Source organism: Microbacterium sp. zg-B185 (assembly GCF_030246885.1).
Lineage (GTDB): Bacteria > Actinomycetota > Actinomycetes > Actinomycetales > Microbacteriaceae > Microbacterium.
Genome location: NZ_CP126739.1, coordinates 545,675 through 570,402, shown reverse-complemented (window position 1 = coordinate 570,402; position 24,728 = coordinate 545,675). Strand labels below are relative to the sequence as shown.

At 70.5% G+C, this 24,728-nt stretch carries 23 protein-coding genes and 1 pseudogene; 12 read left to right on the top strand and 12 right to left on the bottom strand.

The annotated features are described in order from the left end of the window. The first annotated feature begins 127 nt into the window (after positions 1-127). The 4 genes from QNO12_RS02650 to QNO12_RS02635 all read left to right on the top strand — a co-directional run bounded on the left by QNO12_RS02650 (position 128) and on the right by QNO12_RS02635 (position 2,747). Positions 128-1,087, top strand: coding sequence for a DNA-3-methyladenine glycosylase family protein (locus tag QNO12_RS02650; protein ID WP_257503550.1), 960 nt, complete (start codon positions 128-130; stop codon positions 1,085-1,087). Positions 1,088-1,280: 193 nt separating this feature from the next. After that, positions 1,281-1,694 (top strand): VOC family protein, encoded by a 414-nt coding sequence (locus QNO12_RS02645; RefSeq protein ID WP_257503551.1) that lies wholly within the window; start codon positions 1,281-1,283, stop codon positions 1,692-1,694. A gap of 47 nt (positions 1,695-1,741) precedes the next feature. Next, complete coding sequence (locus QNO12_RS02640; RefSeq protein WP_257503552.1) at positions 1,742-1,966, top strand: hypothetical protein; 225 nt, start codon at positions 1,742-1,744, stop codon at positions 1,964-1,966. Between the two features lie 13 nt (positions 1,967-1,979). Then, the gene (locus tag QNO12_RS02635) at positions 1,980-2,747 is read left to right on the top strand and encodes an SDR family oxidoreductase (protein ID WP_257503553.1); all 768 of its coding nucleotides are present in this window, start codon (positions 1,980-1,982) and stop codon (positions 2,745-2,747) included. 45 nt (positions 2,748-2,792) lie between these two features. Here QNO12_RS02635 and QNO12_RS02630 read toward each other — a convergent pair whose 3' ends face one another. Beyond that, complete coding sequence (locus QNO12_RS02630) at positions 2,793-3,626, bottom strand: aldo/keto reductase (protein ID WP_257503554.1); 834 nt, start codon at positions 3,624-3,626, stop codon at positions 2,793-2,795. 102 nt (positions 3,627-3,728) lie between these two features. On the opposite strand from QNO12_RS02630, the gene QNO12_RS02625 reads away from it, so the two are divergent. After that, a complete protein-coding gene (locus tag QNO12_RS02625) occupies positions 3,729-4,646 on the top strand; it encodes an ROK family protein (protein ID WP_257503555.1) in 918 nt (305 codons plus the stop codon). A gap of 75 nt (positions 4,647-4,721) precedes the next feature. Here the strand turns inward: QNO12_RS02625 and QNO12_RS02620 are convergent, their stop codons facing one another. The 6 genes from QNO12_RS02620 to QNO12_RS02595 all read right to left on the bottom strand — a co-directional run bounded on the left by QNO12_RS02620 (position 4,722) and on the right by QNO12_RS02595 (position 12,493). Continuing rightward, positions 4,722-5,630 (bottom strand): DUF4097 family beta strand repeat-containing protein, encoded by a 909-nt coding sequence (locus QNO12_RS02620; RefSeq protein WP_257503556.1) that lies wholly within the window; start codon positions 5,628-5,630, stop codon positions 4,722-4,724. Beyond that, positions 5,627-6,304 carry a response regulator gene (locus QNO12_RS02615; protein ID WP_257503557.1) on the bottom strand — a complete coding sequence of 226 codons (678 nt, stop codon included), beginning with the start codon at positions 6,302-6,304 and terminating at the stop codon, positions 5,627-5,629. The genes QNO12_RS02620 and QNO12_RS02615 overlap by 4 nt, the downstream gene beginning before the upstream one ends. Next, positions 6,292-7,587 carry a sensor histidine kinase gene (locus QNO12_RS02610; RefSeq protein WP_257503558.1) on the bottom strand — a complete coding sequence of 432 codons (1,296 nt, stop codon included), beginning with the start codon at positions 7,585-7,587 and terminating at the stop codon, positions 6,292-6,294. Before QNO12_RS02610 ends, QNO12_RS02615 begins: the two co-directional genes overlap by 13 nt. A gap of 128 nt (positions 7,588-7,715) precedes the next feature. Continuing rightward, positions 7,716-8,612, bottom strand: coding sequence for a transglutaminase family protein (locus QNO12_RS02605; RefSeq protein ID WP_257503559.1), 897 nt, complete (start codon positions 8,610-8,612; stop codon positions 7,716-7,718). Further along, positions 8,609-11,146, bottom strand: a complete 2,538-nt coding sequence (locus QNO12_RS02600; RefSeq protein ID WP_257503560.1) for a circularly permuted type 2 ATP-grasp protein — start codon at positions 11,144-11,146, stop codon at positions 8,609-8,611. Before QNO12_RS02600 ends, QNO12_RS02605 begins: the two co-directional genes overlap by 4 nt. 126 nt (positions 11,147-11,272) lie before the next feature. Then, positions 11,273-12,493, bottom strand: a complete 1,221-nt coding sequence (locus QNO12_RS02595) for a trans-sulfuration enzyme family protein (protein ID WP_257503561.1) — start codon at positions 12,491-12,493, stop codon at positions 11,273-11,275. 110 nt (positions 12,494-12,603) lie between these two features. Between QNO12_RS02595 and QNO12_RS02590 the strand changes: the two genes are divergently transcribed. Continuing rightward, entirely contained in the window at positions 12,604-13,080 is a 477-nt protein-coding gene (locus tag QNO12_RS02590) for an Lrp/AsnC family transcriptional regulator (RefSeq protein WP_257503562.1), read from the top strand. An 18-nt stretch (positions 13,081-13,098) separates the two neighbouring features. Here QNO12_RS02590 and QNO12_RS02585 read toward each other — a convergent pair whose 3' ends face one another. Further along, the gene (locus QNO12_RS02585; protein ID WP_257503563.1) at positions 13,099-14,802 is read right to left on the bottom strand and encodes a long-chain-fatty-acid--CoA ligase; all 1,704 of its coding nucleotides are present in this window, start codon (positions 14,800-14,802) and stop codon (positions 13,099-13,101) included. Positions 14,803-14,844: 42 nt separating this feature from the next. Here QNO12_RS02585 and pgi point away from each other — a divergent pair, with 42 nt between their 5' ends. Beyond that, positions 14,845-16,527 (top strand): glucose-6-phosphate isomerase, encoded by a 1,683-nt coding sequence (gene pgi / locus QNO12_RS02580; protein WP_257503564.1) that lies wholly within the window; start codon positions 14,845-14,847, stop codon positions 16,525-16,527. Between the two features lie 10 nt (positions 16,528-16,537). Here pgi and QNO12_RS02575 read toward each other — a convergent pair whose 3' ends face one another. Then, on the bottom strand, positions 16,538-16,846 hold the full coding sequence (locus QNO12_RS02575; protein ID WP_374113595.1) for an HNH endonuclease: 309 nt from the start codon (positions 16,844-16,846) through the stop codon (positions 16,538-16,540). 103 nt (positions 16,847-16,949) lie between these two features. Next, positions 16,950-17,282 carry a cupin domain-containing protein gene (locus QNO12_RS02570; protein WP_257503566.1) on the bottom strand — a complete coding sequence of 111 codons (333 nt, stop codon included), beginning with the start codon at positions 17,280-17,282 and terminating at the stop codon, positions 16,950-16,952. A gap of 353 nt (positions 17,283-17,635) precedes the next feature. Here QNO12_RS02570 and QNO12_RS02565 point away from each other — a divergent pair, with 353 nt between their 5' ends. Continuing rightward, positions 17,636-18,532, top strand: a complete 897-nt coding sequence (locus QNO12_RS02565) for an aggregation-promoting factor C-terminal-like domain-containing protein (RefSeq protein ID WP_257503567.1) — start codon at positions 17,636-17,638, stop codon at positions 18,530-18,532. Between the two features lie 27 nt (positions 18,533-18,559). On the opposite strand, the gene QNO12_RS02560 is transcribed toward QNO12_RS02565, so the two are convergent. Beyond that, positions 18,560-19,831 (bottom strand): hypothetical protein, encoded by a 1,272-nt coding sequence (locus tag QNO12_RS02560; RefSeq protein WP_257503568.1) that lies wholly within the window; start codon positions 19,829-19,831, stop codon positions 18,560-18,562. A 289-nt stretch (positions 19,832-20,120) separates the two neighbouring features. After that, a complete protein-coding gene (locus tag QNO12_RS02555; RefSeq protein WP_257503569.1) occupies positions 20,121-20,882 on the bottom strand; it encodes a MarR family winged helix-turn-helix transcriptional regulator in 762 nt (253 codons plus the stop codon). 91 nt (positions 20,883-20,973) lie between these two features. Here QNO12_RS02555 and QNO12_RS02550 point away from each other — a divergent pair, with 91 nt between their 5' ends. From QNO12_RS02550 to QNO12_RS02535, 4 genes and pseudogenes are all read left to right on the top strand, one after another. After that, positions 20,974-22,059 carry an LLM class flavin-dependent oxidoreductase gene (locus QNO12_RS02550; protein WP_257503570.1) on the top strand — a complete coding sequence of 362 codons (1,086 nt, stop codon included), beginning with the start codon at positions 20,974-20,976 and terminating at the stop codon, positions 22,057-22,059. After that, a complete protein-coding gene (locus QNO12_RS02545) occupies positions 22,056-22,808 on the top strand; it encodes an NADPH-dependent F420 reductase (protein WP_257503571.1) in 753 nt (250 codons plus the stop codon). Before QNO12_RS02550 ends, QNO12_RS02545 begins: the two co-directional genes overlap by 4 nt. Beyond that, positions 22,805-23,385 (top strand): annotated as a pseudogene (locus tag QNO12_RS02540) (NADPH-dependent FMN reductase). Before QNO12_RS02545 ends, QNO12_RS02540 begins: the two are co-directional and overlap by 4 nt. Before the next feature lie 68 nt (positions 23,386-23,453). Further along, the gene (locus tag QNO12_RS02535; protein ID WP_257503572.1) at positions 23,454-24,557 is read left to right on the top strand and encodes an ABC transporter ATP-binding protein; all 1,104 of its coding nucleotides are present in this window, start codon (positions 23,454-23,456) and stop codon (positions 24,555-24,557) included. The last annotated feature ends 171 nt before the right edge of the window (positions 24,558-24,728 follow it).

Sequence of the window (24,728 nt, the reverse complement as noted above, 5' to 3'; positions counted from 1 at the left end):
CGGCCCGCACATCGCGACAGGCGAACGAGGGGTGCCCGGACCGGGGCGCGACTCACGAACGAGGGTGCCGGACCGGGGCGCGACTCGCGAACAGCGGATGTCCGGACCCGCCGCGTACTCTGGCCGCATGACGATCGCGGAGGTCCGGGGCGCACAGCGCACTGACGCCGCGGGACCACTGGAGACGGAGTACCGGCCGCGGCATCCGCTGGATCTCCCCCGGGTCGTGCTGTATCAGCGACACGGCCGCAACGACCCCACGATGCTGGTCTCCGGAGCGGTGATCTGGCGAGCCAGCCGCACCCCGGCGGGCACGGCGACCCTCGCTCTGCGCGAGATGGCCGGCGGCGTGATCCGCGCGGCCGCCTGGGGGGCCGGGGCCGCCTGGGCGCTGGACCAGCTGCCCGCGCTCTGTGGCGCTGAGGACGACCCGGGCGAGTTCGATGCGAGCCGGCATCCCCTGATCGCCTCGGCGCACCATCGCAACCCCGGCGTGCGCATCGGCCGCACGGACCTGTTCTTCGACGCGCTGGCCAGCGCGATCATCGAGCAGAAGATCACCGGCATGCAGGCCTTCGCCGCATGGAGGTGCCTGGTGACCTGGCACGGCGAGCGCGCTCCAGGTCCCACGCCGCGGCCGATGTACGCGCCGCCCAGCATCGACGGATGGCGACGCGTACCCTCCTGGTCCTGGCATCGCGCCGGCCTCGAACCGCCGCAGGCCCGCACCGTGGTGGAAGCTGCTCGACGCGGCGAGGCTCTCGGGCGCGTGTTCTTGTCCGCGACCGATGGTGAGGCGCGCGATCGCGTGCTGATCAGCCAGCGCGGGATCGGCCCCTGGACGTCGGCGGAGACCCGGATCCGCGCGGTCGGGGATCCGGATGCGGTGAGTGTCGGCGACTTCCATCTCGCTCACGAAGTCGGCTTCGCCCTGTCGGGAACGCGCGTCGACGACGACGGGATGCTGGAGCTGCTCGCCCCCTGGGCAGGCCAGCGCCAGCGCGTCATCCGGCTCATCGAGGCCAGCGGCGTCCGGGAGCCGCGTCGCGGCCCGCGGCTGCACCCCGAGGACCACAGGGGTCGCTGACCCGTCCGCGGCCGGCTGCGGCGGTCCGCGCACGCACCCCATTGCGGATGTCGGAGGCCCCGACGACACTGTGACCTGCCGCGGAACGCCTGCGGTATCCGCCTGACCGAACGCCCCACCGGCCGCCTGGCGATGCTGGACGGGGCTCCGATCGAATGACCCGGCGCTTGCGCGCCCCGACCCGGGAGTAGACATGCCCACCCTGAACCCGTATCTCTCGTTTCAGCGCGAGGCCCGCACCGCGATGGAGTTCTACCAGAGCGTGTTCGGCGGCGACCTCGAGGTCTCGACGTTCGGCGAGTACGAGGGGATGGTGCAGGATCCGAGCGAGAACGACCTCGTCATGCACGCGCAGCTGACCAGTCCCGACGGGATGGTGCTGATGGCTTCGGACACCCCCTCCGGGATGCAGTACACCCCGCCCGCCGGCATCGCAGTCTCGCTCAGCGGCGGCGACGAGCCGCAACTGGAGGGTCTCTGGAACGCACTGGCCGACGGCGGCACCGTCACCATGCCGTTCGAGGTGCCGCCATGGGGAGGACGGTTCGGGATGCTGCGCGACAAATTCGGCATCGAGTGGATGGTCGCGTACAGCCCGCAAGCCTGACCCGCGCCGCAGCCGGCACACCCGTGTTCCGGCCGTAGGCTGAGCGCATGTCTGAACCTCGCAGCGGCTGGCCCAGCGGCCGCGTCCAGTGGCTCCTCGGGACAGTGCTGATCCTCGCCCTCGGCGTGCTGTTCGGCCTGATCTGGGGACAGCTCTGGCTGGGCCTCATCCTGGCGTTCGCGCTGTCGATCGGATGGCTCATCGCCTACGAGTCATGGCGCGGTCGCCATGTCGGGCTGGACGACCCCGACGACAACGGCGCGCAGCTGTAGCGGGGGACCCACCGTGAGGATCGCCGTCGCCGGGGGAACCGGTCACGTGGGCAGTCATGTGGTCTCGCACGCGCGAGCGCGCGGTCACGACGTCGTGCTGCTGACCCGCGGCGCGGGAGTGGATCTGGTGACCGGCGCCGGCCTGACGGAAGCGCTTCGGGGTGCGGATGCCGTGATCGACGTGGTGAACGTCTCGACGCTCGACGCCGACGATTCCGTGCGGTTCTTCGAAACGACCTCGCGCATGCTTCTGAACGCACAGCGACAGGTCGGTGGCGTCGGTCACCATGTCGCCCTGTCGATCGTGGGTGTCGACCGCGCGCCGCACGGCTACTACGCCGGCAAGGCGGCCCAGGAGCGCGTGATCGAGGACGGCGATGCGCCGTGGACGATTCTTCGCGCGACGCAGTTCCACGAGTTCGCCGAGCAGGTATACCAGCGCGCGAAGATCGGCCCGCTCCACGTCGCGCCGAAGATGCGCACACAGCCGATCGCCGCCCGGGAGGTCGGCGCGCACCTGGTCGCTCTGGCAGAGAGCGCCCCGGCCGGCCGGGCGCCTGATCTCGCCGGGCCGCGAGAAGAGAGGCTGGTGGACATGGTGCGCCGTTTCGCGCGCACGCAGGGGTCGCGAGCCTGGATCCCGGCCATCCCCCTGCCCGGCCCGGCCGGGCGCGCCCAGCGCGATGGTTCACTCCTTCCGGCTCCGGGGGCCCTGCTGGGCACGCAGACGTACACCGAGTGGCTCGCCGAGCTTCCCGTGCGGACAGCCCGAGGACGCTAGCGGCACCCGCGGAGACGCGAACGGACCCGCTCCCTCCCGCCCGCGCTACATCTCCTCGTGCGTATCCGGGTCGGCATCCCACAGCCGCCCGCGTTCGAGCGAGGAGATCGCCTCGACCTCGTCCGGAGTCAGCTCGAAGTCGAACACGTCCGCGTTCTCGCGCTGGCGGTCCGCGTCGGCGGATTTCGGAATCGGTGTGCTGCCCAGCTGCACGTGCCAGCGCAGGACGATCTGAGTGGGGGTGACGCCGTAGATCTCCGCGAGCTCCACCAGCACCTGCTCGTGCAGCAGCTCGGATCTGCGGGCCAACGGACTCCAGCTCTCGGTGCGGATGCCCAACTCGGCGTGGAAGGCCCGCAGCGAGGCCTGCGGGAAATACGGGTGCATCTCGACCTGGTTCACCGCCGGGGTGACACCGGTCTCGTCGACCAGCCGGGTGAGCATCGTCCGGGTGAAGTTGGAGACGCCGAGCGAGCGGATGAGACCTTGCTCGCGCAGGGCGATCATGGCGCGCCAGGTGTCGACATAGCGGTCCACCCGCGGGTTGGGCCAGTGGATCATCGACAGATCTATCCACTCCAGCCCGAGGACGGCCAGTGAGCCGTTCGTGCTCTCGATCGCCTGCTCATATCCGTGACTGCGGCCGGGGATCTTGGTGGCGACCAGGATCTCCCGGCGATCCACGCCGCTGTCGCGCACCGCCTGCCCCACCTCGCGCTCGTTCTCGTAGTTGACGGCGGTGTCCAGCAGCCGGTACCCCGTCCGGATGGCGGAGACGATGGCGGCTGTGCCGTCCGGTCCGCGAAGCTTGTAGGTTCCGAAGCCGAGCTGAGGGAATTCACTCTGGTCGTTCAGGGTCACGGTGGGGATGGTGAGCATGATTCCATCCTGCCCAGGACGCGCAGCGCTGACCAGCGGAGGCGTGATCCGCTCGCCGCGGTGCCCGGGGCCGTGCCGTGCCCGATCTGGCAGGATCGGAGCATGCAGGCCGGCACGATCGCACTCGCCGTGGACATCGGGGGGACCAAGGTCGATGCCGCACTGGTCGACGCGGACGGTGCGGTTCTGCCCGGCACGCAGCATCGTGCGCCCACCGGACGGGATGCCGCCCGCGACGACATCGCGGAGGCCATCCGCGCCGTCGCCGCAGCCGCCCTCCACGACATCCGGCCGGGTGATCGGCTGAGCGGCATCGGCGTCGGCTCGGCGGGGCCGGTCGACCTGGCCCACGGGACCATCGCGCCACTGAACCTCCCCGCGATCGCGGATCTGCGGGTCGTGGCGCTGCTGGAGGAGCTGAGCCCCGGCATCCCTGTCCGGCTCGCCCTGGATGGTGCGTGCATCGCGCTGGCCGAGCACTGGCGCGGCGCTGCGGCGGGAGCACGCGGTGCTCTGGCGATGGTGGTCTCCACCGGGATCGGCGGCGGGCTGATCGTCAACGGTGCGCCGGTGACCGGCCTCTCCGGCAATGCCGGGCATATCGGGCAGCTCCGCCTGCTGCCGCGACAGCCGGGCCGGGCTGCCACGGACGGCACGCTGGAGTCGATCGCCTCCGGACCGGCGACCGTCGCGTGGGCTCGCGCCCAGGGATGGCGCGGCAGCACCGGCGAAGAACTGGCGGCCGGCTACGCGGCGGGCGACCCGATCGCCACGGCTGCAGTGCGTCGATCGGCGGCGGCGGTCGGCCAAGCCATCGCCGATGTCACGACGCTGCTGGACCTCGAGGTCGCTGTCGTCGCCGGCGGCTTCGCCCGAGTCGCAGAGGACTACATCGATCTGGTGCGGTCTGCCGTGCGCGATGCTGCGGTGTTCGACTATGCCCGCCGGGTCCGTGTGGAGGCGACCGGTCTGGACGGGAACGGACCTCTGGTCGGCGCGGCCGCGCTCGTTCTGCGCTGACGCGGGCCGGCACCGGGTCCGGGGATCTCCGGCACCATGCCCGCGAAGTGAGCGCGGCTGCGGCGCGCGCCGCTGTTACCGCGTGCCGGCGATCGTGGCGGAGCCGGCCGAGACGGTGACGTCCACGACGTTGCGGGCGCCGGCGTCGGTGCGCAGCTCGTTGTTGAACTCACCCGCCGACACGTCGGAGCGGACATCGTACGCACCCTCGGGCACCCGCAGGTCCAGCGAGCCGGCGCTGACATCGACCGTCACCTCGCGCGGCGATGATCCTGTCAGACGAGCATCGACCGTCCCGGCGCTGACGGAGAACTGCGCCTCCCGCACGTCGGCGAGCTCGATGTCGGCCGCCCCCGCGCTCAGCTCCGCCAGGAGCGTCTGCGCCGATCCGTCCACGGTGAGCCCGCCGGCCCCGATCCGGATGTCGAGGTTCCCGAAGTCGCCGTCGACGGTCAGATCACCGGCGGAAAGATCCAGCACCGCATCCAGGGCCGCGCCTTGGATCTCGCTCGGGAGCGTCAGGGTCGCCTTCACGTCGCCGAAGAAGAGCCACCGCGGCCCGAAGGTGCGCGGTGATGCGACGTTCAGCTCGTCGCCGTCGCGCTCCAGGGTCCACGGCCCGACGCCCCCGCCGCTGGTGACCTCCAGGGTCGCCTCGGCGACCTCGTCGAACTCGATGCGCAGGGCGGCCCCGTCGACGGAGACATCCAGCTCGGTGACGCCGGTCGCGTCGATCGACTGCGCCTCGCTGCGCACGCTCGCTGCGGCGATGGTCGAGAACGTCGCGGAGCCGATCGCGCCGAGCACGACCGCGCCACCGAGGGCGATGGTGAGGATCGCGACGACACGCGAGGCACCGCGCGTCTCGCCGGGCGGCGGCGTGGGGGTCCCGGGCTGCGCGGCCGTCGGCGGAACGGTCGGGACGGTGGGATAGGTCGGGTTCGTCGAGTAGCTCGGATCCGTCGGGTTCGTCGGGGTGCTCATGAGGGTGCTCCTGCCTGCGGCTGTCCGCCGCCGTATTCGAGATGGACGAGCGCTGCGAGCACCCGTCGGTTGCCGGATTCGTCCGGTTCGAGGTCGAGCTTCTGAAAGATCGCGGTGATGTACTTCTCGACGCTGGCCTCGGAAACGAAGAGCGTGGAAGCGATCGCCTGGTTGGATTTCCCCTCGGCGATCAGTGCCAGGGTGGACGCTTCGCGGTCGGTGAGGCGACGCATCCGTTCGTCCTTCGGCCGCCGGCTCAGCAGCTGGGCGACCACTTCCGGGTCGAGCACGGTGGCGCCCTGGCTGATCCGGGTGACCGCGTCGAGGAAATCGGTCACATCCGCGACCCGGTCCTTCAGCAGATAGCCCAGTGCGCCCCCCTGCGCGGTGATCAGGTCGGTGGCATAGCGCTCTTCGACGTATTGGGAGAGCACGACCACCGGAAGCGCGGGATGCTGCGCGCGCAGCCGCAGTGCGGCGCGGATCCCCTCGTCCGTATAGGTGGGCGGCAGTCGGACGTCCAGGATGCACAGGTCCGGCGCGGTGTCCACGACCGTCTGGTCCAGCTGAGTCGCATCCGGCAGCGCCGCGACGACGACGTGATTGGCGTCTTCGAGAAGGCGCACGAGGCCTTCGCGCAGCAGGACCGAGTCCTCGCAGATCAGGATGCGCACGGGACGCTCACCTCCAGCGATGTGGGTCCGCCCTGCGGGCTTTCCAGCCGGACGGTGCCGCGGGCAGCGAGGATCCGGTTCGAGATGCCGTCCAGCCCTCCCCCGGCGATCACCTGTGCGCCGCCGATTCCGTTGTCCTCGACGCGCGCCCAGAGCGTCCCGCCCTCCCGCTGGCGCACGATCACACGGCATTCACTGGCGCGGGAGTGCTTGGCGGCGTTCGTGAGGGTCTCCGCGATGGCGAAATACACGGCGGCTTCGGCGTCGCGGCTGCAGCGCGAGTCCAGCCGTACGTCCAGATGGACCGGGATGTGGGAGCGTCCGGCGAGGGCGGAGAGGGCGGCATCCAGACCTCGGTCATCCAGCACGGACGCGTGGATGCCGCGGGCGAGCTGTCGCAGTTCCGTGATCGCCGCCTTGGTGGAGGTGTGCGCTTCGGCGAGCAGCGCTTTGGCTGCCGCCGGGTCGTCGTCCATCTTCTGCTGGGCCAGGCCGAGGGTCATGCCCACCGACACGAGGCGCGGCTGCACGCCGTCGTGGAGGTCGCGCTCGATGCGCGTGCGTTCCACTTCGGACGCGCGCAGGGCGCCGGCGCGCTGGGCGTCGGAGGTGCGGGCCTGCTCCGTCAGCTGCGCCTCGCGGGTGGGGATCACGATGACGCGCGCCAGCACACCGTGCAGCAGCGCGATGCCCACGACGGCGGCGAGCGCGACGACGGCGGCGAGCACTCCCACCACCGATGCCCACGCAACGGGCACCTCGAGCCCCGTCGCGGCAAGCCGCACGGCGGCGCTGCGTGCGAACAGCGGAGCGAAGGCGAGGACGATTCCGGACGCGAAGATCGAAAGAAGGGGAAGCACGACGAGGCCGAGGATGCTGGCGATCGCAGCGCTGGCGATCGCCCGCCACATCGACGGGTCGGTGAACTGGTCCCAGACCATCCGCAGGAATCCGCCGAAGCCGGGCCGCGTGCGGGTGCGGGGCCGCAGGCCCGGCAGCCCGAGCGAATAGAGACCGTCGACACGGGCGGTCTCCAGCCAGCCCAGGCCGTAGAGGCCGTAGACGAAGCCGAGCAGCAGCACCAGGCCGATTCCGAGCACGGGCACCAGGCCCAGCCCCACGGCCAGGAGGGTGACCAGCACGGTGAAGACGAGGGGGCCGACCACGCCGAGCGCGGCCAGCTGCGCCACGGCACCGGCTATCCGAAGCGGGGCGGCGAGGGCGGGAGCGCGCTGCGGTATCGGCGCCGGGGCGACGGGTCGCGTCGAGATCTGGGAGGTCATGTCACCACGGTACGGTCGCGTCCGGCCGGCCGCCGCCCGGTCGTCCCGAGTCCTCGGTTCGGGTTATCCCGAACGGAGGACTCGGCCGGCGCGGCGGGCCGGGGACCGCACCGTCCGGGACGGACGGGTCACGCCGGGAACGTCTCCTCGACCGGGGCGACGTCGACGGAGACCCGCAGCGTCGAGTTCTGCGCGTCCGTGAAGATGACGCCCTTCACGGGCGGGACGTCACCGTAGTCTCGCCCCCACGCCACGGTGACGTGCCGGTCCGAGACCCACTGGTCGTTGGTCGGATCGAAGGCGAGCCATTGGTCCGACCCGGGCAGCCATGCCGCGACCCACGCGTGCGACGCGTCCGCGCCGACCACACGGGGTCTGCCCGGTGCCGGACGCGTCGCAAGATAGCCGCTGACGTACCTGGCCGCGATGCCGTGACTGCGCAGGCACGCGAGCGCGACGTGCGCGAAGTCCTGGCAGACGCCCGCGCGCTTGTCGAGGACGTCCGCGACCGTGCTCGTGACCGTGGTGGCGGTCTTGTCGTAATCGAAGTCGGCCTTGATGCGATGCATCAGGTCGGTGACCGCCTCGCCGATCGGACGGCCCGGTCGCAGCGAGGATGCTCCGTACTCGTGCGCGGCGCTGACGTGCCTCACCTTGGGCGATTCCAGCGCGAACTCGGTCGCCGCCCACGCGCGCGGCGAGATGCCGGGGTTCACCAGCGGTCGGGAGTGCTCCCATGGTTGGGAGAGCGCCACCGCGTCGTAGTCCGTCGGCTGGACGGTCACCTCGCTGGTGGCGTCGATCGTGAGTCGCGTGTGGGGTGCGCTGACGTGGAAGTACGACACGACATTGCCGTAGCAGTCCACATCGTCGGTGATGTCACCGGGCATCGGATCGATCGCGACCGACCGCCCGGTCACCTGCTGCCAGGCCAGCTCGCGGGGTCGCAGGTGTGCCAGACCGAAGCTGCTCGCGACGTCATCGTCGTACGTGTACGTGGTGCGATGGGTGACCCGGTACTTCACCTGCTCACCTCGGTTGCCGGCGCGGCCGGCACTTCGGTCAGGGACAGCGCCGAGAGAGGCCGCGGGTGGGGTCCGCCACCGAAGTGGACGTGCACGATCGCATCGCCGATTCGTTCCAGCTGCGCTCGCGTCTCCCCGAGAAAGGCCTCCAGAGCCGCCCGGCGCCCGTCTTCGGGCGCGGCGAGCGCTCGGATGTCGCTCTGCTCGAGCGTCTGCTCGAGCTGTTCGAGGAGCCGTTCCGGTCGGGTCGATCCGGTGGAGCCGGCCAGCTGCGACACGTGGTCCCGTACATGCCCGAGGGCGAAGGTCAGCGAGCGGGGGTTGCCGGGATCGGCGAGCAGCAGTTCGAGCACGTCGGCGGCGCGGACGCCGCCGCGGAATCGACGCCGGTGCGTGACGGAGCTCTCCGAGGCCATCAGCACGCCACCGAGCACGGCGCGCTCCGTGCCCGCGTCGGCCGAGGCGATCGTGGTGGCGGTGAGCAGGGTGCACACCTGCAGCCCACGCTCGAGGTGGCGCCCCGTCTCGATGGCGTGCCAGCCGTCATCGCGCATCATGTTCGCCGTGACGCCCTGCAAGGACAGGATGCCGCCCAGCATGCGGCTGGCCGACTCGGCGATCTGCGGGCGAGGGGCTGTGCGCAGCGCCCGCATCGCACGGTCGGTGCTCCCGAACGCGCGCCAGGTGTCGCCGGAGAGCTGATCGCGCACCGCCTCGAGCGCATCGCGCAGACGTTCCAAGGAGTGCGCGGCCGAACCGGGACGATCCGCGTCCACCAGAAGTGACCGCTGTTCGAGGTCCGGATCGCTCCAGCGGGTCCCGCCCAGGCGCTGGAGCGCGCGGAACAGTGCCCGCAGTGCCGCGCCGCCCTGCGTGGTGGAGGTGAAGTCGAGCTGCTCCGCGTACGCGCTGACGGTGATCACCAGCCGCACGAGGTCCTCGGCACGCTCGGCGTACCTGCCGGACCAGAACATGTCCTCGACCGCCCGCGGGGACAGGACCGGGACCGCGCGGGAGAGCGGGACGGGAGCGGGTTCGACCATGCCCTGATCGGGCTCGCCCGGTGAAGCCTTGAGCACCCATACATCCTTGGTGGCCAGGCCGGCGGTGGGGCCGTCGACCAGGGTCGCCAAGCCCCCGACCAGCGGGCGGTAGATCGCACCGTCGCGCACGGTGAACGCGCGCAGCACGAGCGGATGGGGCTGCACACGTCCGGACACGCGACCGGACGAACCCCAGGCCGGAGCCTGGGACAGCGGCACGCGGGTCTGACCGACGAATCGGTGCGGCGCGGCCAGAATCCGGGCGCGGAGGGATGCCGGATCCAGGGCGGACAGCTCGGCGGCACGCCCGTCGATCTCACGCACGGTCATCTCTCCGCGGTCGTCGGCAACGGCAGCCAGCACCGCGGACAGCCCGTCGGGCTCGCCGCACCACAGTGTGGGCACGGACGGGAGCCGCAGCTGCTCGCCGAGCAGCCGCTCGCAGACGGCCGGCATGAACGGCATCAGCCCGGGGTTCTCCAGCACACCCGCCCCCAGCCCGTTCACGAGCCGCACGTTTCCGCGCCGCACCGCCTCCGTGAGACCGGCGACACCGAGCTGCGAGCCGGCACGCAGCTCCAGCGGGTCGCACCACTCCGCGTCGACGCGGCGCAGGATCACATCCACGCGCTCCTGCGGCTGCTGCTGCGGGAAACCGGCGGGTTTGATCCACACCGATCCTTCCTGCACGACCAGGTCTTCGCCCTGCACCAGGGGGAACCCGAGGATGTTGGCCAGGAAGGCCTGGTCGTATGCGGTCTCCGAATGTGTTCCGGGCGAGAGCACCACGATGCGCGGGTCGGCGAGCCCCGCCGGTGCCGCCTGCAGCAGCGCGGCCCGCAGCGCCGAGAAATACGGCTCCATGCGATGCAGTCCGGCCGCATCGTAGAGCTCGGGCAGCACCCGCGACAGGACGCGACGGTTCTCCATGGCGTAGCCCAGTCCCGACGGCGCCTGCACCCGGTCGGTCAGGACGTGCCATTCGCCCGCCGCATCGCGGCCGAGATCGGTGCTGGCGAGGATCAGCGGGTGGGGGTCGAAGCCGCGCGGGCGCACGATGGGGCGGACGAATCCGGAGTGGCCGAACACGACCGCGGCGGGGATGACCCCTTCGGCCAGCAGTCGCTGCTCGCCGTAGATGTCGGCCAGCAGCGCGTTGAGCAGCTCGGTCCGCTGCGCCAGTCCGATCTCCAGGCGTCCCCACGTCACCGCATCCAGCACCAACGGCATGGGGTCCAGCTGCCAGGGCTGCGAGCCGGCGTCGCCGCTGCCGTACGTCACGCCGTCGTCGGCCAGCAGAGTCGTGATCTCGGTGTCGATCCGGTCCACCTGGGCCGGAGTCAGGTCCACGGCGATCGCCGCCATGCCCCGCCACGCCGGTCGCAGGGCGCCATCGGCCCCCACCACCTCGTCGAACCTCGCGCCGGTGGCGGGCGTGAACGGAAGGGTCGGCTGGGCCAGCCCGGCCGCATAGTCGCGGAGCACGCTCATTGCGTCGCCCTTCCCCGGGAGGGACGTTCGGGCGTGAGCGCGTCCTCGTCGGAGCGACCGGCGGCTGTCAGTGGCACGGGAACACTCTGCCACGCGGGCAGACGTGTCCGATGCCGCGGCGGCGAGTCAGCGGGCGCCGGCGAGCGGCGCGACGGAGCCGGCGGTGGCTGTCTCGGCCGCAGCCAGCGCCACCATCACGTCGTCGGTGAGATCGTCGATGTGTTCGAGCCCGATGGACAGACGCACGACGCCCGCCCCGGGCTTGGCCGGGCCGGCCACGGGCCGGTGGGTGAGCGAGGCGGGATGCTGGACGAGGGAGTCGATGCCCCCGAGCGAGACCGCGTGCTCGATGAGTCCGCACGACTCGGTGAAGCGTGCGGCCGCGTCGTACCCGCCGGCGAGTTCCACCGCGATGATCGACCCCGGTCCCTCCAGTTGGCGGCCGAGGAGTCCCTTCGGGTCCTGCCCGGGCAGCCCAGGGTAGAAGACGCGCGCAACGGCCGTATGCCCGCTGATCCGCTCAGCCAGCGTCTGCGCGGTCTGCTGCTGTGCGCGCACCCGCAGCGGGAGGGTGCGCAGTCCACGGTGCAGCAGGTACGCGGCCATCGGGTGCAGCAGGCCGCCGGTCAGTGCCCGCACCCGTCGCAGCCGTTCCACCCACTCCTGGTCGGTGGCCACGACCCCGCCCATCACGTCGCCGTGCCCGCCGAGGTACTTCGTCGCGCTGTGCAGCACCAGGGCGGCACCATGGCGGGCAGGCTGCTGGAGGACGGGGGTCGCGAACGTGTTGTCCACGAGGACCGGCACCGCGCCGGCCGCGGCGACGACCTCATCCAGATCGAGCAACTCGAGCGTGGGGTTCGCCGGCGTCTCGACGATCACGAGCCCGGTGTCCGCACGCACCGCCGCGGCGATGGTGTCCGGCGACGCCCAGGTGACGGTCGTACCGAGCAGTCCGCTCTCGAGGACGTGATCGGATCCGCCGTACAGTGGCCGGACTGCGACGACATGGCCCCTGCCTGCCGTCACGGATGCGATCAGGCAGGCCGTGAGCGCAGCCATTCCGCTGGCGAACGCGACGGCGCCCTCGGTGGATTCCAGGTCGGCGAGCGCGTCTTCGAAGCGGGCAACGCCCGGCTGCCAGAGCCGCTGATAGACGGCGCTGCGGTCCGATCCGAGGCTCTGCCCAGTGGCGAGCTCCTCGTAGGCCAGACCGCCGCTTTCCACATCGGGCAGCGGAAACGTGGTCGAGAAGTCGATCGGCGGGACATGCGTCCCGCTTTCGCGCAAGCCCGCCATGCCGGCGTGCACGGCGCGGGTGTCGAACCGGGGGTGCCTCTTGTCCATGCGCCCAGAACAGCAGAGACTTGCAGCATCAGCAATCCGATCTGAAGGTCGGCGCCTACAACGGCGTCCTCGTCGAAGATGCTGCACCCGAGCCCTGACGGAGGAGCACCATGGCGCAGGTCCTTAACCTCGACCGGACCGACCGCGCGCTGCTGCGCGCGCTGACCGCCAACGCTCGCGCTTCGGGCGCAGCCCTGGCCTCTGCGCTGGGCATCGCCGAGTCAACCGTCTCCCTGCGTCTGCGCAGGCTGCAGACCAGCGGCGTGATCCGGCGCTACCGGGTCGACCTGAATCCGCTCGCGCTGGGCGCCACGGTTCAGGCGCTCATCGCGATCCGGCTCGTCAAGCATGCCCGCGAGGAGATCGAGGCGTTCCGGCGGGCCGCTCCGGGCCTGCCCGGTGTGCTCAGCCTGTTCCACATGGCCGGCGCCGACGACTTCCTGTTGCACGTCATCGCGCGGGACGCGGCCGAGCTCCGGGAGTTCGTGCTCGCCCACCTGACCGGGCATCCCGCCGTGGCGCACACCGAGACGAACCTCATCTTCGAGCACGCCGACGGGGACGGGTGGCAGCAGCTCATCGGCTGACCGGTGCGCGCGCCGGGTCTACTCGGCGTCGCGCAGCAGCTGCTCGCGCACCTCGCGGCGCAGGACCTTGCCGATGAGCGATCGGGGCAGCTCGTCCAGGGCGAAGAACTTCCGCGGAACCTTGTAGCCGGCCAGGTGCTTACGGCAGTATTCGCGCAGCGCATCGGCGTTCAGCTCGCTGCCCTCCCGCAGCACCACGGCGGCGACGACCTCCTCACCGCCCTTGCGCGGCAGCGCCACGACGGCGGCCTCCTCGACGTCCGGGTGCGCGTGCAAGGTCGCCTCGACTTCCGTGGGGGCGACGTTGAACCCTCCGGTGATGATGATCTCCTTGAGCCGGTCGACGACCGTCACGAAGCCGTCCGGCGAGACCGTGACGATGTCTCCGGTGCGCACCCACCCGCCCGGCAGCAGAGCCTCTGCCGTCTCGGTGGGGCGTCGCCAGTAACCCTGGAACACCTGGGGACCGCGAATGAGCAGCTCGCCCGACTCGCCCAGCGACCGGTCGACGTGCCAGTCGACGGGGTCCACGACGCGGATCTCGGTGCTCGGGAACGGCACTCCGACGGTGCCCGGGCGCCGGGACGGGCCGATCGGGTTCCCGAGGGCGACCGGGGAGGTCTCGGTCATCCCGTAACCCTCGACCAGCAGTCCGCCGGTGGCTTCCTCCCAGCGCTCCACGGTATCGATCGGCAGGCTCATCGCCCCCGATATGGCGAACCGCACGCTGGTCAGATCGATCTTGCCCCGCTCGGCCGAGCGGGCCAGCTGGTCGTAGATCGGCGGTACGGCGGGCAGGAATGTGGGCGGACTCTTCGCCGCGGCATCCGCCACCAGCTTCGCGTCGTACTTGGGGAACAGAACCAGTCGCGCGCCCAGGCTCATCGCGAATGTCAGGCACAGTGTCATGCCGTAGGCGTGGAACAGGGGCAGCACCGCGTAGAAGGTCTCCTCGCCCTCCTTCAGGCCGGGCACCCAGGCGCGGCCCTGCATCGCGTTGGCACGCAGGTTGCGGTGCGTCAGGATCGCCCCTTTGGGCGCTCCGGTGGTGCCGCTGGTGTACTGCAGCAGAGCGATGTCATCCAGCGTGGGGCGCGGATGCCGTTTGCTCAGCCGCCGGCTATCGACGAGTTTCCGCCAGGTCAGCACGCGCCGTGCCTTCGGCGCCGACGTCAGCTGAGCCCGGGAGGCGCGCGCCCGGGGAATCGGCAGACGCAGCGCCATCCGGGTGGGCAGCGGCATCGCCTCGGTGATGTCCACGCTCACGATCCGTTCCAGCTTCAGATCGGACGGGAAGGCCTCGAGCGTGTCGTAGACCTTGTCCCAGGCGATCGCGAACCGCGCCTGGTGGTCTTCGAACTGGTGCCGCAGCTCCCGCGCGGTGTACAGCGGGTTGTGCTCGACGACGATGGCGCCGAGGCGCAGCACGGCATAGAACGCCACGACGTGCTGCGGGCAGTTGGGCAGCACGAGGGCGACCCGGTCGCCGGGCACGACTCCGAGTCGGCGCAGACCTTCCGCGGCGCGATCGATCTGCTCGCCGAGGTCGCGGTACCCGGTGGTGGCACCGAAGAACTCCAGTGCGGTGCCGCGGCCGTAGCGGGCGATGCTCGCCTCGATCATGTCCGGCAGTGTCTGGGTGACTTCCGTGATGGAATCCGGCACGCCCGGGGCATACGCGGAGAGCCACGGACGGGATGCGTAGGGATTTCGCGAGTCCATTATTCGAGCCTATTACCGGACGCCTCGGGCTACCGTGGACGCATGACGAGCCCGATCGATCCCACATCCACCTCCGCCTGGGCAGCGCTCACCTCCTCCCGCGCGGCATTCACGCCGGATCTGCGCGGCTGGTTCGCCGCTGACCCCGGCCGGGTGGGACGGCTCAGCTTCAGCGTGGGCGACCTGCACGTCGACCTGTCGAAGAATCTCGTCACCGACGAGATCCTGGCCTCGCTGCTCGACCTCGCCGCGCAAACGGGCGTCGCTGAGCGATTCACGGCGATGCTCGCCGGCGAGCACATCAACACCACCGAAGACCGCGCCGTCCTGCACACCGCGCTGCGCCGGCCGGTCGGCGCCTCGCCGGCGCTCGTGGTGGACGGGCAGGACATCGACGGCGACGTCCACGAGGTGCTCACGGGGGTCTACGCCTTCGCAGAGCGCGTGCGATCCGGTCAGTGGCGCGGCGTCACCGGCAAGCGGGTCACACACGTCGTGAACATCGGGATCGGCGGGTCCGATCTCGGACCCGTCATGGTCTACGAGGCGCTCAAGCCCTACGCGGATGCCGGCATCTCCGCCCGTTTCGTGTCCAACATCGATCCCACCGATCTGTCTCAGACGACCGCGGACCTGGACCCCGAGACCACGCTGTTCATCGTCGCCTCCAAGACGTTCACGACCCTCGAGACGCTGACCAACGCGCGGCTGGCCAGAGACTGGCTGTGGACCGGGCTGGTCGCCTCGGGTGCGATCGACGGCAGTGCCCAGTCGAAGACGGATGCTGTCGCGCATCACTTCGTCGCCGTTTCGACCGCGCTGGACAAGGTCGCGGCGTTCGGCATCGACCCGGTCAACTCGTTCGGGTTCTGGGACTGGGTGGGTGGGCGCTACTCGGTGGACTCCGCCATCGGACTCTCTCTTGCCATCACGCTCGGACCGCAGGTCTTCAGCGAGCTGCTCGCGGGGTTCCACGACGTGGACGAGCACATGCGGACCACTCCGCTCGAGTCGAACGTGCCGGTGCTGATGGGGTTGCTCAACGTCTGGTACTCGAACTTCCTCGGCGCGCAGTCCCACGCGGTGCTGCCCTATGCGCAGCAGCTGCATCGCTTCCCGGCGTACCTGCAGCAGCTGACGATGGAATCCAACGGCAAGTCGGTCCGCTGGGACGGCACGCCGGTGACCACCGAGACCGGTGAGGTGTTCTGGGGCGAGCCGGGCACCAACGGCCAGCATGCGTTCTATCAGCTGATCCACCAGGGCACCCGGCTCATCCCCGCGGACTTCATCGCATTCGCCGAGCCCGCGTATCCGCTGGAGGACGACGGCCGCGACGTGCATGGCCTGTTCCTGGCGAACTTCCTCGCGCAGACCAAGGCCCTGGCCTTCGGCAAGACGGCCGACGAAGTCCACGCCGAGGGCACGACGGGCCCGCTCGTGGCGGCGCGAACCTTCGCGGGGAACCGCCCCACCACCTCGATCTTCGCCCCGGCGCTCACCGGGCGCGTGCTCGGTCAGCTCATCGCGCTGTACGAGCACATCACCTTCACGCAAGGCACGATCTGGGGCATCAACTCGTTCGATCAGTGGGGCGTGGAACTGGGCAAACAGCTGGCGCTGCAGATCGCTCCGGCGATCGAGGGCGACCCGGACGCGCTCGCCGCGCAGGATGCGTCCACCCGCGCGCTGCTGGAGTACTACGCCGCGCACCGGCGCCGCTGAAGCGACCGTCTCAGCTGGCGGGCGCCTCAACCGGCGCGGTGAGGCCGTCCAGGAACGCGCGATGACGCAGCAGAAAGGCGCGCTCGTCGAGGCGCTTCCGGCGCAGCCAGCTGGTGACCTCGTCGTTGCTCTTGCTGGCGTTGCAGGAACGACAGGCCGGCACGATGTTCTCCACCGTGTATCGACCTCCTCGCGACAGCGGCAGCACGCAGTCGCGCTGCAGAGCCGCGGCCGCCGCGCCGCAGTATGCGCAGCCGGCCCACGATGCCCGGATCTGCGCCCACTGCTGCGGGGTCAGATCGTTGTCCGCGGCATCCATCCGCCGTTTCCGCCGACGCGCGGCACGCGCGCGACGGGACTGGGAGACGGCCATGCTCGCCAGCGTAGGCCGAGCGGATGCCGACGCCGGCGCGACGCGGCGGTCAGAGCCTCTTCACCACCGTGAACAGGATGACCGAATCCTCGACCGCCTCGAGCGAGTGCAGACCGTCCGGAACGGTCAGCAGATCTCCGACGGAGCCGTTCCACGAGGCGTCTGCGAATCTCAGCAGCACCCGTCCGGTGAGCACCTGCACCGTCGCCTCGCCGGGATTCTCATGTTCCGAGAGCGCCTCGCCCGCGCGCAAGGCCATCACGGTCTGCCGCAGCCGGCGCTCATGCCCGCCCACCACCGTCTTCGCGCTGCGACCGCTCGGCGCTTCCAGCGCGTGTCCGAGCTCGTGCCGGGCGAGGGCGATCAACGACGTCTTCAGCATGTGCGGACCCCTTCTCGAGGTCACCCGCGCCGGCATGCGCGCCCGGCGGGAGAGCGACATCTCGTTCCGCGGACACGAGGCCGCGGATGCACCCCACGGTAGTCCCCCCGGCCGGTCCCAGCCACGATCACGGGTCTGCATCGACGTGGCCCGAAGCGGGCGGATCGGCACCTCGCGCGCACCCCCGCACCGTGCTGATCAGGACTTTCCCGCGGAGCCGTTCTCACGGTTCTGCCAGCGGGCGCGGAGGTTTCGTCCAGACCGGGAGAGCAGAGTAGAGGTTTCGCGCCCGACCCGAGGGCGCATGGGCCGCTGCGTCGGCCGCTGATCCCCAAGGAAGACCTTCTCTCCCCATGCTCCACCCGAAGCAAGTTCGCCGTGCCCGCCGTCCGCTCCTCACCCCTCGCGCCACCGCCCTCGGCGTCGCGCTCGCGCTTGTCGCTGGGGCCGGTATCACCACCGCCCTGCCCGCAGCTGCGCTCACACCGGCCGTGGCCGCAGTCGCCCCCGAGGGCGCGGCAGCGGAGACCCTGCGCGAGATCTCGACGGACGCGCACGGGACGCTCGGTGCCGCACGCGCGGTGCTGGCGACGACCGGCACGGTGACGGCCGACATCGCGGCATCGGGCCTTGACCTCGGCGTGGACTCCACGATCATCAACACCGCCGCCCTGCGCGCGGACATCGATCGGCTGTCCGCGCTGAACATCGTCCCGGCGCTGATGCTGCCCGGACTCACCGCGGAGACCGCCGCCGAGACGCGCGAGGTGCGTGCCGAGGTGTCCGAGCTGCGCGATCGTCTCGAAGCGGCGCAGGCGCAGAAGGCGGCCGAAGAAGCGGCCGCCGCCGCCGCGGCCGCGGCACAGCGGGCAGCCGAGGAAGCCGCCGCCGAGGCGCAGCGTCAGGCCGAGGCCGCCGCCGCCGCGCTCGCCGCGGCCAACACCCCCGACGGCGCGAAGGTCATCGCTCAGCAGATGGCCTCCGCCACCTACGGCTGGGGAGGGGACCAGTTCTCCTGCCTCGTCTCGCTCTGGGACAAGGAATCGGGCTGGAACTACCAGGCGTACAACGACTCCAGCGGCGCCACCGGCATCCCGCAGTCGCTGCCGGGCAGCAAGATGGCCAGCGCCGGCTCGGACTGGCAGACCAACGCGGTGACCCAGATCGCGTGGGGCCTCGGCTACATCGACGCGGTGTACGGCTCGCCGTGCAGCGCGTGGGGCCACTCGCAGTCCACCGACTGGTACTGATCCCGCCTGAACCGAGGCCGCGGGCAGTCAGGGGTTCCCGATCGTCCACAGCAGACAGACCGCCGCGGCCTGCAGCGTCAGACAGGCCGCGACGCACCACCACTGACGTCGGCGCGACTGCGACAGCCGACCGTCCGCCAGCAGCGGACTGAGGGGCAGCACCAGCCGGAACAGGCTCTGGGTGGGCAGGAACACGGCCAACAGGTACAGGACGTAGCTCAGCGCGAACGCGACGATCTCCAGGCCCAGCGCGCGCACCGGCGCGGAGAGGATCCACCAGAAGACTGCGAACAGCGCGCACAGCGCCAAAACGACGCCCACCACCCCGAGCCAGGTCCAGGCCATGACCAGGCCGGGCGTGAGCGGAAGGAGATCGGCGTCGCCGAGGAACGGGACCCACCACGCCATTTCGGTCCGGACGTAGGCCCCCGGCTCGCCCGTCACGACCGCGGCGACGACCGGCCACATCAGGCCGGCGATGGCGGTCACCGCACCCGAAACGGCCAGCCCGGTGAGCTGCGATCGGGGTAGCGGATCCTGCGCCCGCAGCATCCATCGCGCCAGCAGCAGGATGCCCAGCGCCAATGCCAGCGCGACCGCCCCGGGCCGCGTGAACGCCGCGATGGCGCCGATCGGTGCGATCCACAGGTATCTGCGGCGCACGGCGAGCAGGAGGGCGGAGAAGATGAGCAGAAGGTAGAGCGATTCGGCGTAGCCGATCACGAAGACGAACGACAGCGGGCCGAGACAGAACAGCACGACGGCCCACCACGACGCGCCGGGCGCGGTGACGCTCCGCAGCAGCGCATACAGCACCACCGTGGCGCCCGCCGAGGCGCCCACGCTGATCAGCACGCCCGCGAGGTGCCAGGAGATGCCGGCCGCGTCGGACAGGGCGCGCTCCAGGAACGGGAACACCGGCAGGAACGCCCAGTTGTTGCGTTGGATATCGCCCTCGAGGTCGACAGGGAGCACGACGGGGTAGCCCTGGGTGGCGATGACACCGTAACGGTCCGCGTCCCACCCGGTCAGGAAGCGCAGGAATGTGGACACCGGCTCGCTGTCGGGCCCGAAGGTCCACTTCCCCGCTCTGGCGAGCTGGAAGGCCGCCCACAGGAAGGCGAGATTCACCGCACGGCCGATGGCCCACAGCAGCAGCACCGGCCAGGCCCAGCCGCGGGACAGGGGAACCTGCTCACGACGTGGGACCAGCAACTGCGAAGCCGCGACGCGCAGGCGGATCCGCCAGCGGGCCAGAGTGGCCGATCCGCGCTGAAGCCTTTCCGGGGCGTAGGTCACGTCGCGTCCTCGGTGCTCAGCGGCCGCGGGTGGGCGGGGTCATGGTGTCCTCTCGTCGGGTCGCTCGCCGATAAGGGTCCGCTGCCGGAGAGCGACGCACAAAGGGGTTGACGGCAGCGCGCTCGGCTGGCACGACCGTCGCGTCCGCCGCGACACGGAATCGCGATGTCGCTGCGTGGGCCCGGGCATCAACCCGGATATCGCGGGTCAGTCCCCCGGTGTCGCGGCGGAGTCCTCCGGCGAGCGCTCGCCGGCATCCGACTCGGCCGCCGCGGCATCCTCTCTCACCTCATCGGTGACGGCGTCGGTGGGCGGGGCATCGTCGGCACGGGCGTCGTCGGCGTGTCTGGTGTGCGGCGTGGGATCGCTCATGGGTTCTTCCTCTCGTCGCCGCCATTCTGGCCAGCACCGCGGACGCCCGGTGCCCGGTTGACAGCACCGATGCGCGCGCGTAGGCGGTCGCCGCCCGTCGGCAGACCGCGACCGGGTGCCGAGCCGCCGTGCTCGCCCGCCGGCCGTCGCCGGACTCGGGTGCGGGCCGCGTCGTGCCACTGCCCTCAGGCGGGCTTTCCTCCGCGGCGGCGACCGCGCCAAGACCGAGGTGGCGGCGCAGGGCGGTGGAGACGTCGTCGACCTCGGCGAGCTGCTCGGGGGTCAATGCCTCCAGGAACAACTCCCGCACGGCCTGCAGGTGCGGGACGGATGCCGCGCGGAAAGCCTCGCGGCCCGATTCGGTCGCGCTCACCTCGACACCGTGCACGTCGTCGGCGCAGGGGACCCTTCGGATCAGCCGACGCTTCTCCATCCGTCCGAGGTGATGCGAGAGACGGCTGCGCTCCCAGTCGATCAGCGCCGCCAGTGCGGAGGACCGCAGCGTCTGCTGCGGTGCCTCGGTCAGAGCGAGCAGGACCTGGTAGTCGCCGGCCGACAACGACGACCGGCTCTGCAGGCGGCTGCCCAGGCGCGTGCGCAGAATGTCCGCCGTCTCGACGTAGTCGCGCCAGATGCGCAATTGCTCGCGCGTGGGCATCGTCCGACGGTTCTGACCCATCTTGTCTCCTCGGGAATTGATACGTCAATACCGATGTTAGAGCATTGACACGTCAATCCGGAGGGACCGGCGACGAGGAGGAACGCAGACCATGAGCGATTTCACCGAACTGGAGTTCGGCATCGACACATTCGGAGACCTGCCGCTCGACGATCACGGCGCCGTCGTCTCCTACGGGCAAGCGATCCGCGCCACCCTGGAGGAGGCGGTGCTGGCCGACGATCTCGGCATCGACGCGATTGCGATCGGCGAGCACCACCGCCCCGAGTTCGCGATCTCCTCCCCCGAGACCGTGCTCGCCGGGATTGCGACCGCGACCGAGAGGATCCGTCTGGGATCAGGCGTCACCGTGCTGTCATCCGACGACCCGGTACGGGTGTTCCAGCGCTTCGCCACCGTCGACGCGCTGTCCCACGGGCGCGCCGAGGTCATCCTGGGCCGAGGGTCCTTCACCGAGTCGTTCCCTCTGTTCGGATACGACCTCTCCGACTACGAGGTGCTCTTCGACGAGAAGATCGACCTGTTCCACGCGCTGCTCGACGAGAAGCCGGTCACGTGGGAAGGAACCACGCGTGCCGCGTTGCACGAGGCCGATGTCTTCCCCAAGACCGACTCGGGGCGGCTGCGCACCTGGGTCGGCGTCGGCGGCACGCCGCAGTCCGTGGTGCGCACCGCGCAGTACGGATTTCGGCTCATGCTCGCCATCATCGGCGGCGCACCCGCCCGCTTCGCCCCGTACGTCGACCTGTACCGGCGGGCCGCGCAGCAATTGGGAACGACCGCATATCCGGTGGGCATGCACTCCCCCGGTTTCATCGCCGAGACGGATGCCGAGGCCAGAGAGATCTTCTACCCCGGTTACAAGGTGATCCGGGACCGGATCGGGGCATTGCGGGGATGGCCGCCCGTGCAGCGCTCCGAGTTCGAGGCCGACGTCGAGCGCGGCTCGCTCTACATCGGCTCGCCGGAGACCGTCGCTCGGAAGATGGCCGATGCGATCAGGGCGCTCGATGTCGGCCGGTTCGACCTGATCTACACGGCCGGCGGCGCCCTGGCCGCCAGCGCCCGCCTTCGCGCCGTCGAGCTGTACGGCACGAAGGTGGTTCCCATGGTCCGGGAGCTGCTCGCCGAGAGCCCGGCCCGGTCGGTCATGGCCGGCGCGTCGTTCCGGCGATGACCCAGCGCAACGGGGACGTCACGATGCGCGACCGCACCACCATCGGCATCCTGGGCGCCGGCAAGGTCGGCACGGTCATCGCCCGCCTGGCGCTGGCCGCCGGATACCGGGTGCTCATCGCCGGCTCGGGCCATCCGGATCGGATCGCCCTCACGGTCGAGGTGCTCGCGCCCGGCGCGGCCGCCGTGCGCCCGGAAGAGGCCGCCCGCGGGGCCGACATCGTCGTGCTCGCGCTGCCGCTGGGCAGGTATCGCCGCCTCCCCGTCGAGGACCTCGACGGCAAGCTCGTCGTCGACGCGATGAACTACTGGTGGGAGACGGACGGCATCCGCGACGACCTGAACGACCCGCGCACCTCCACGAGCGAAATCGTCCAGGGCTTCCTGGCCGGTGCACACGTCGTGAAGGCGCTGAACCATATGGGCTACCACGATCTCGAGGAGGAGTCCCGACCCGGCGGGGTCGCCGGGCGAAAGGCGATCGCGATCGCCGGCGATCGTCCGGGCGACCTGGCACGCATCGCCGATTTCGTCGACGATCTGGGCTTCGACCCCGTCGTCGCGGGCCCGCTTGGGGCGGGCGTGGTCCTGCAGCCCGGCAATCCGACTTTCGGAGCCGACCTCCCGGCCGAGGACCTGCACTCGCTGATCGACGCGACCTCTGCCACGGTTCGGTCCCGGCCGCTCATCACCCGCCCCGACAGCACCACAACGCACGGACCACACCACGAAGGAGCACTGCAGAAATGACCAAGATCGCCATCATCCTCGGAAGCACACGTCCCGGACGCAACGGCAAGCAGGTCGCCGACTGGGTCCTGGAGCAGGCCGCACAGCGGGAGGATGCCGAATTCGAGCTCGTCGACCTCGCCGACTACGCCTGCCCCATCTGGACGAGCCGATGCCGCCGGCCATGGGCCAGTACCGCAACGACCACACCCGGGCATGGTCCGAGAAGATCGCCGGGTTCGACGGGTACATCTTCGTCACCCCCGAGTACAACCACTCCACGTCCGGCGTCCTCAAGAACGCGATCGACTATCTGCACGCCGAGTGGAACAACAAGGCCGCCGCGCTGGTGGGATACGGCGGGGTGGGCGGAGCGCGCGCGATCGAGCATCTGCGGCTCGTCTTGGCCGAGCTCCAGGTCGCGACGGTGCGCCAGACCCTCACCCTGTCGCTCATGACGGAGTTCGAGAACTACTCCACATTCACCCCCGGCGAGTACCAGGCCACCCTCCTGAACGCGCAGTTCGACCAGCTCATCGCCTGGTCGGAGGCCCTCGAAGGGGTCAGGCACCCGGCGGACGTTCAGGCGGCGGCCTGAGCCGCTGGGAACCACCGCCCGTCACAACGATCGTCCGGCACGTGGTTGCCGGTGAAAGGAAAGAAGCAATGGCAACTGTGACCTTCGACCAGGCGACGCGCGCCTATCCCGGCGTCCCGCGCCCGGCCGTCGACAGGCTCGACCTGGACGTCGCCGACGGCGAGTTCCTCGTCCTGGTCGGACCCTCCGGTTCCGGCAAGTCCACCTCGCTGCGGATGCTGGCAGGTCTGGAAGAGGTCAACTCGGGCCGGATCCTGATCGGCGACCGCGATGTCACCGATATCCCGCCGAAGGACCGCGACATCGCGATGGTGTTCCAGAACTACGCGCTCTACCCGCACATGACCGTCGCCGAGAACATGGGCTTCGCCCTGAAGATCGCCGGCGTCGGCAAGCACGAACGCGCCGAACGCGTCCTGGAGGCGGCGAACCTGCTCGATCTCGTGCCGTTCCTCGAACGCAAGCCGAAGGCGCTCTCCGGCGGCCAGCGCCAGCGCGTCGCGATGGGTCGCGCGATCGTGCGCCAGCCCCAGGTCTTCCTGATGGACGAGCCGCTGTCCAACCTGGACGCGAAGCTGCGCGTGCAGACGCGCACCCAGATCTCCTCGCTGCAACGCCGCCTGGGCGTCACCACCGTGTACGTCACGCACGACCAGGTGGAGGCGCTGACGATGGGAGACCGGATCGCGGTGCTCGCCGACGGTGCGCTGCAGCAGGTCGGCACGCCGCGGGACCTGTACGAGAACCCGACCAATCTCTTCGTCGCCGGATTCATCGGCTCGCCCGCAATGAACCTGTTCACCGCGGACGTGACCGAGCACGGTGTGCGGTTCGGCACCGACACCGTCCAGATCGGCCGCGACCTTCTCGCAACCACCGGCCCTCGTGTCACCATCGGCGTCCGACCGGAGGACATCACGGTCGCCGGCGCAGGGGGTTCGGGGCTTCCGCTGACGGTCGACCTCGTCGAGGAACTCGGCGCTGACGGCTACCTCTACGGGCATGCCGGCGTCGACGGCGAGCGCATCGACGTGATCGCGCGCGTCGACGGGCGGGTCCACCCGAGCACCGGTGACACTGTCACCGTGACCCCGAAGCGTGGCCGGATCCACGTCTTCGATCTGACCAGCGGAGTGCGGCTGAGCCGCACCGTCGCGGGCGCAGCCGTGTGAGTCGCAGAAGCCGTGGATGCCTGTCACACCCATCGCATCGGAGACGAAGCGCTCCACACGCAGGTGCAGGTCGAACCGGTCACGCAGCGCCGCAATCTGCTCCATTATCGGAGACTCATGATGGCGATCGTCGTCCCGTTCCGCCGCCTGCTGCAGGCACAGGGCGCGTGT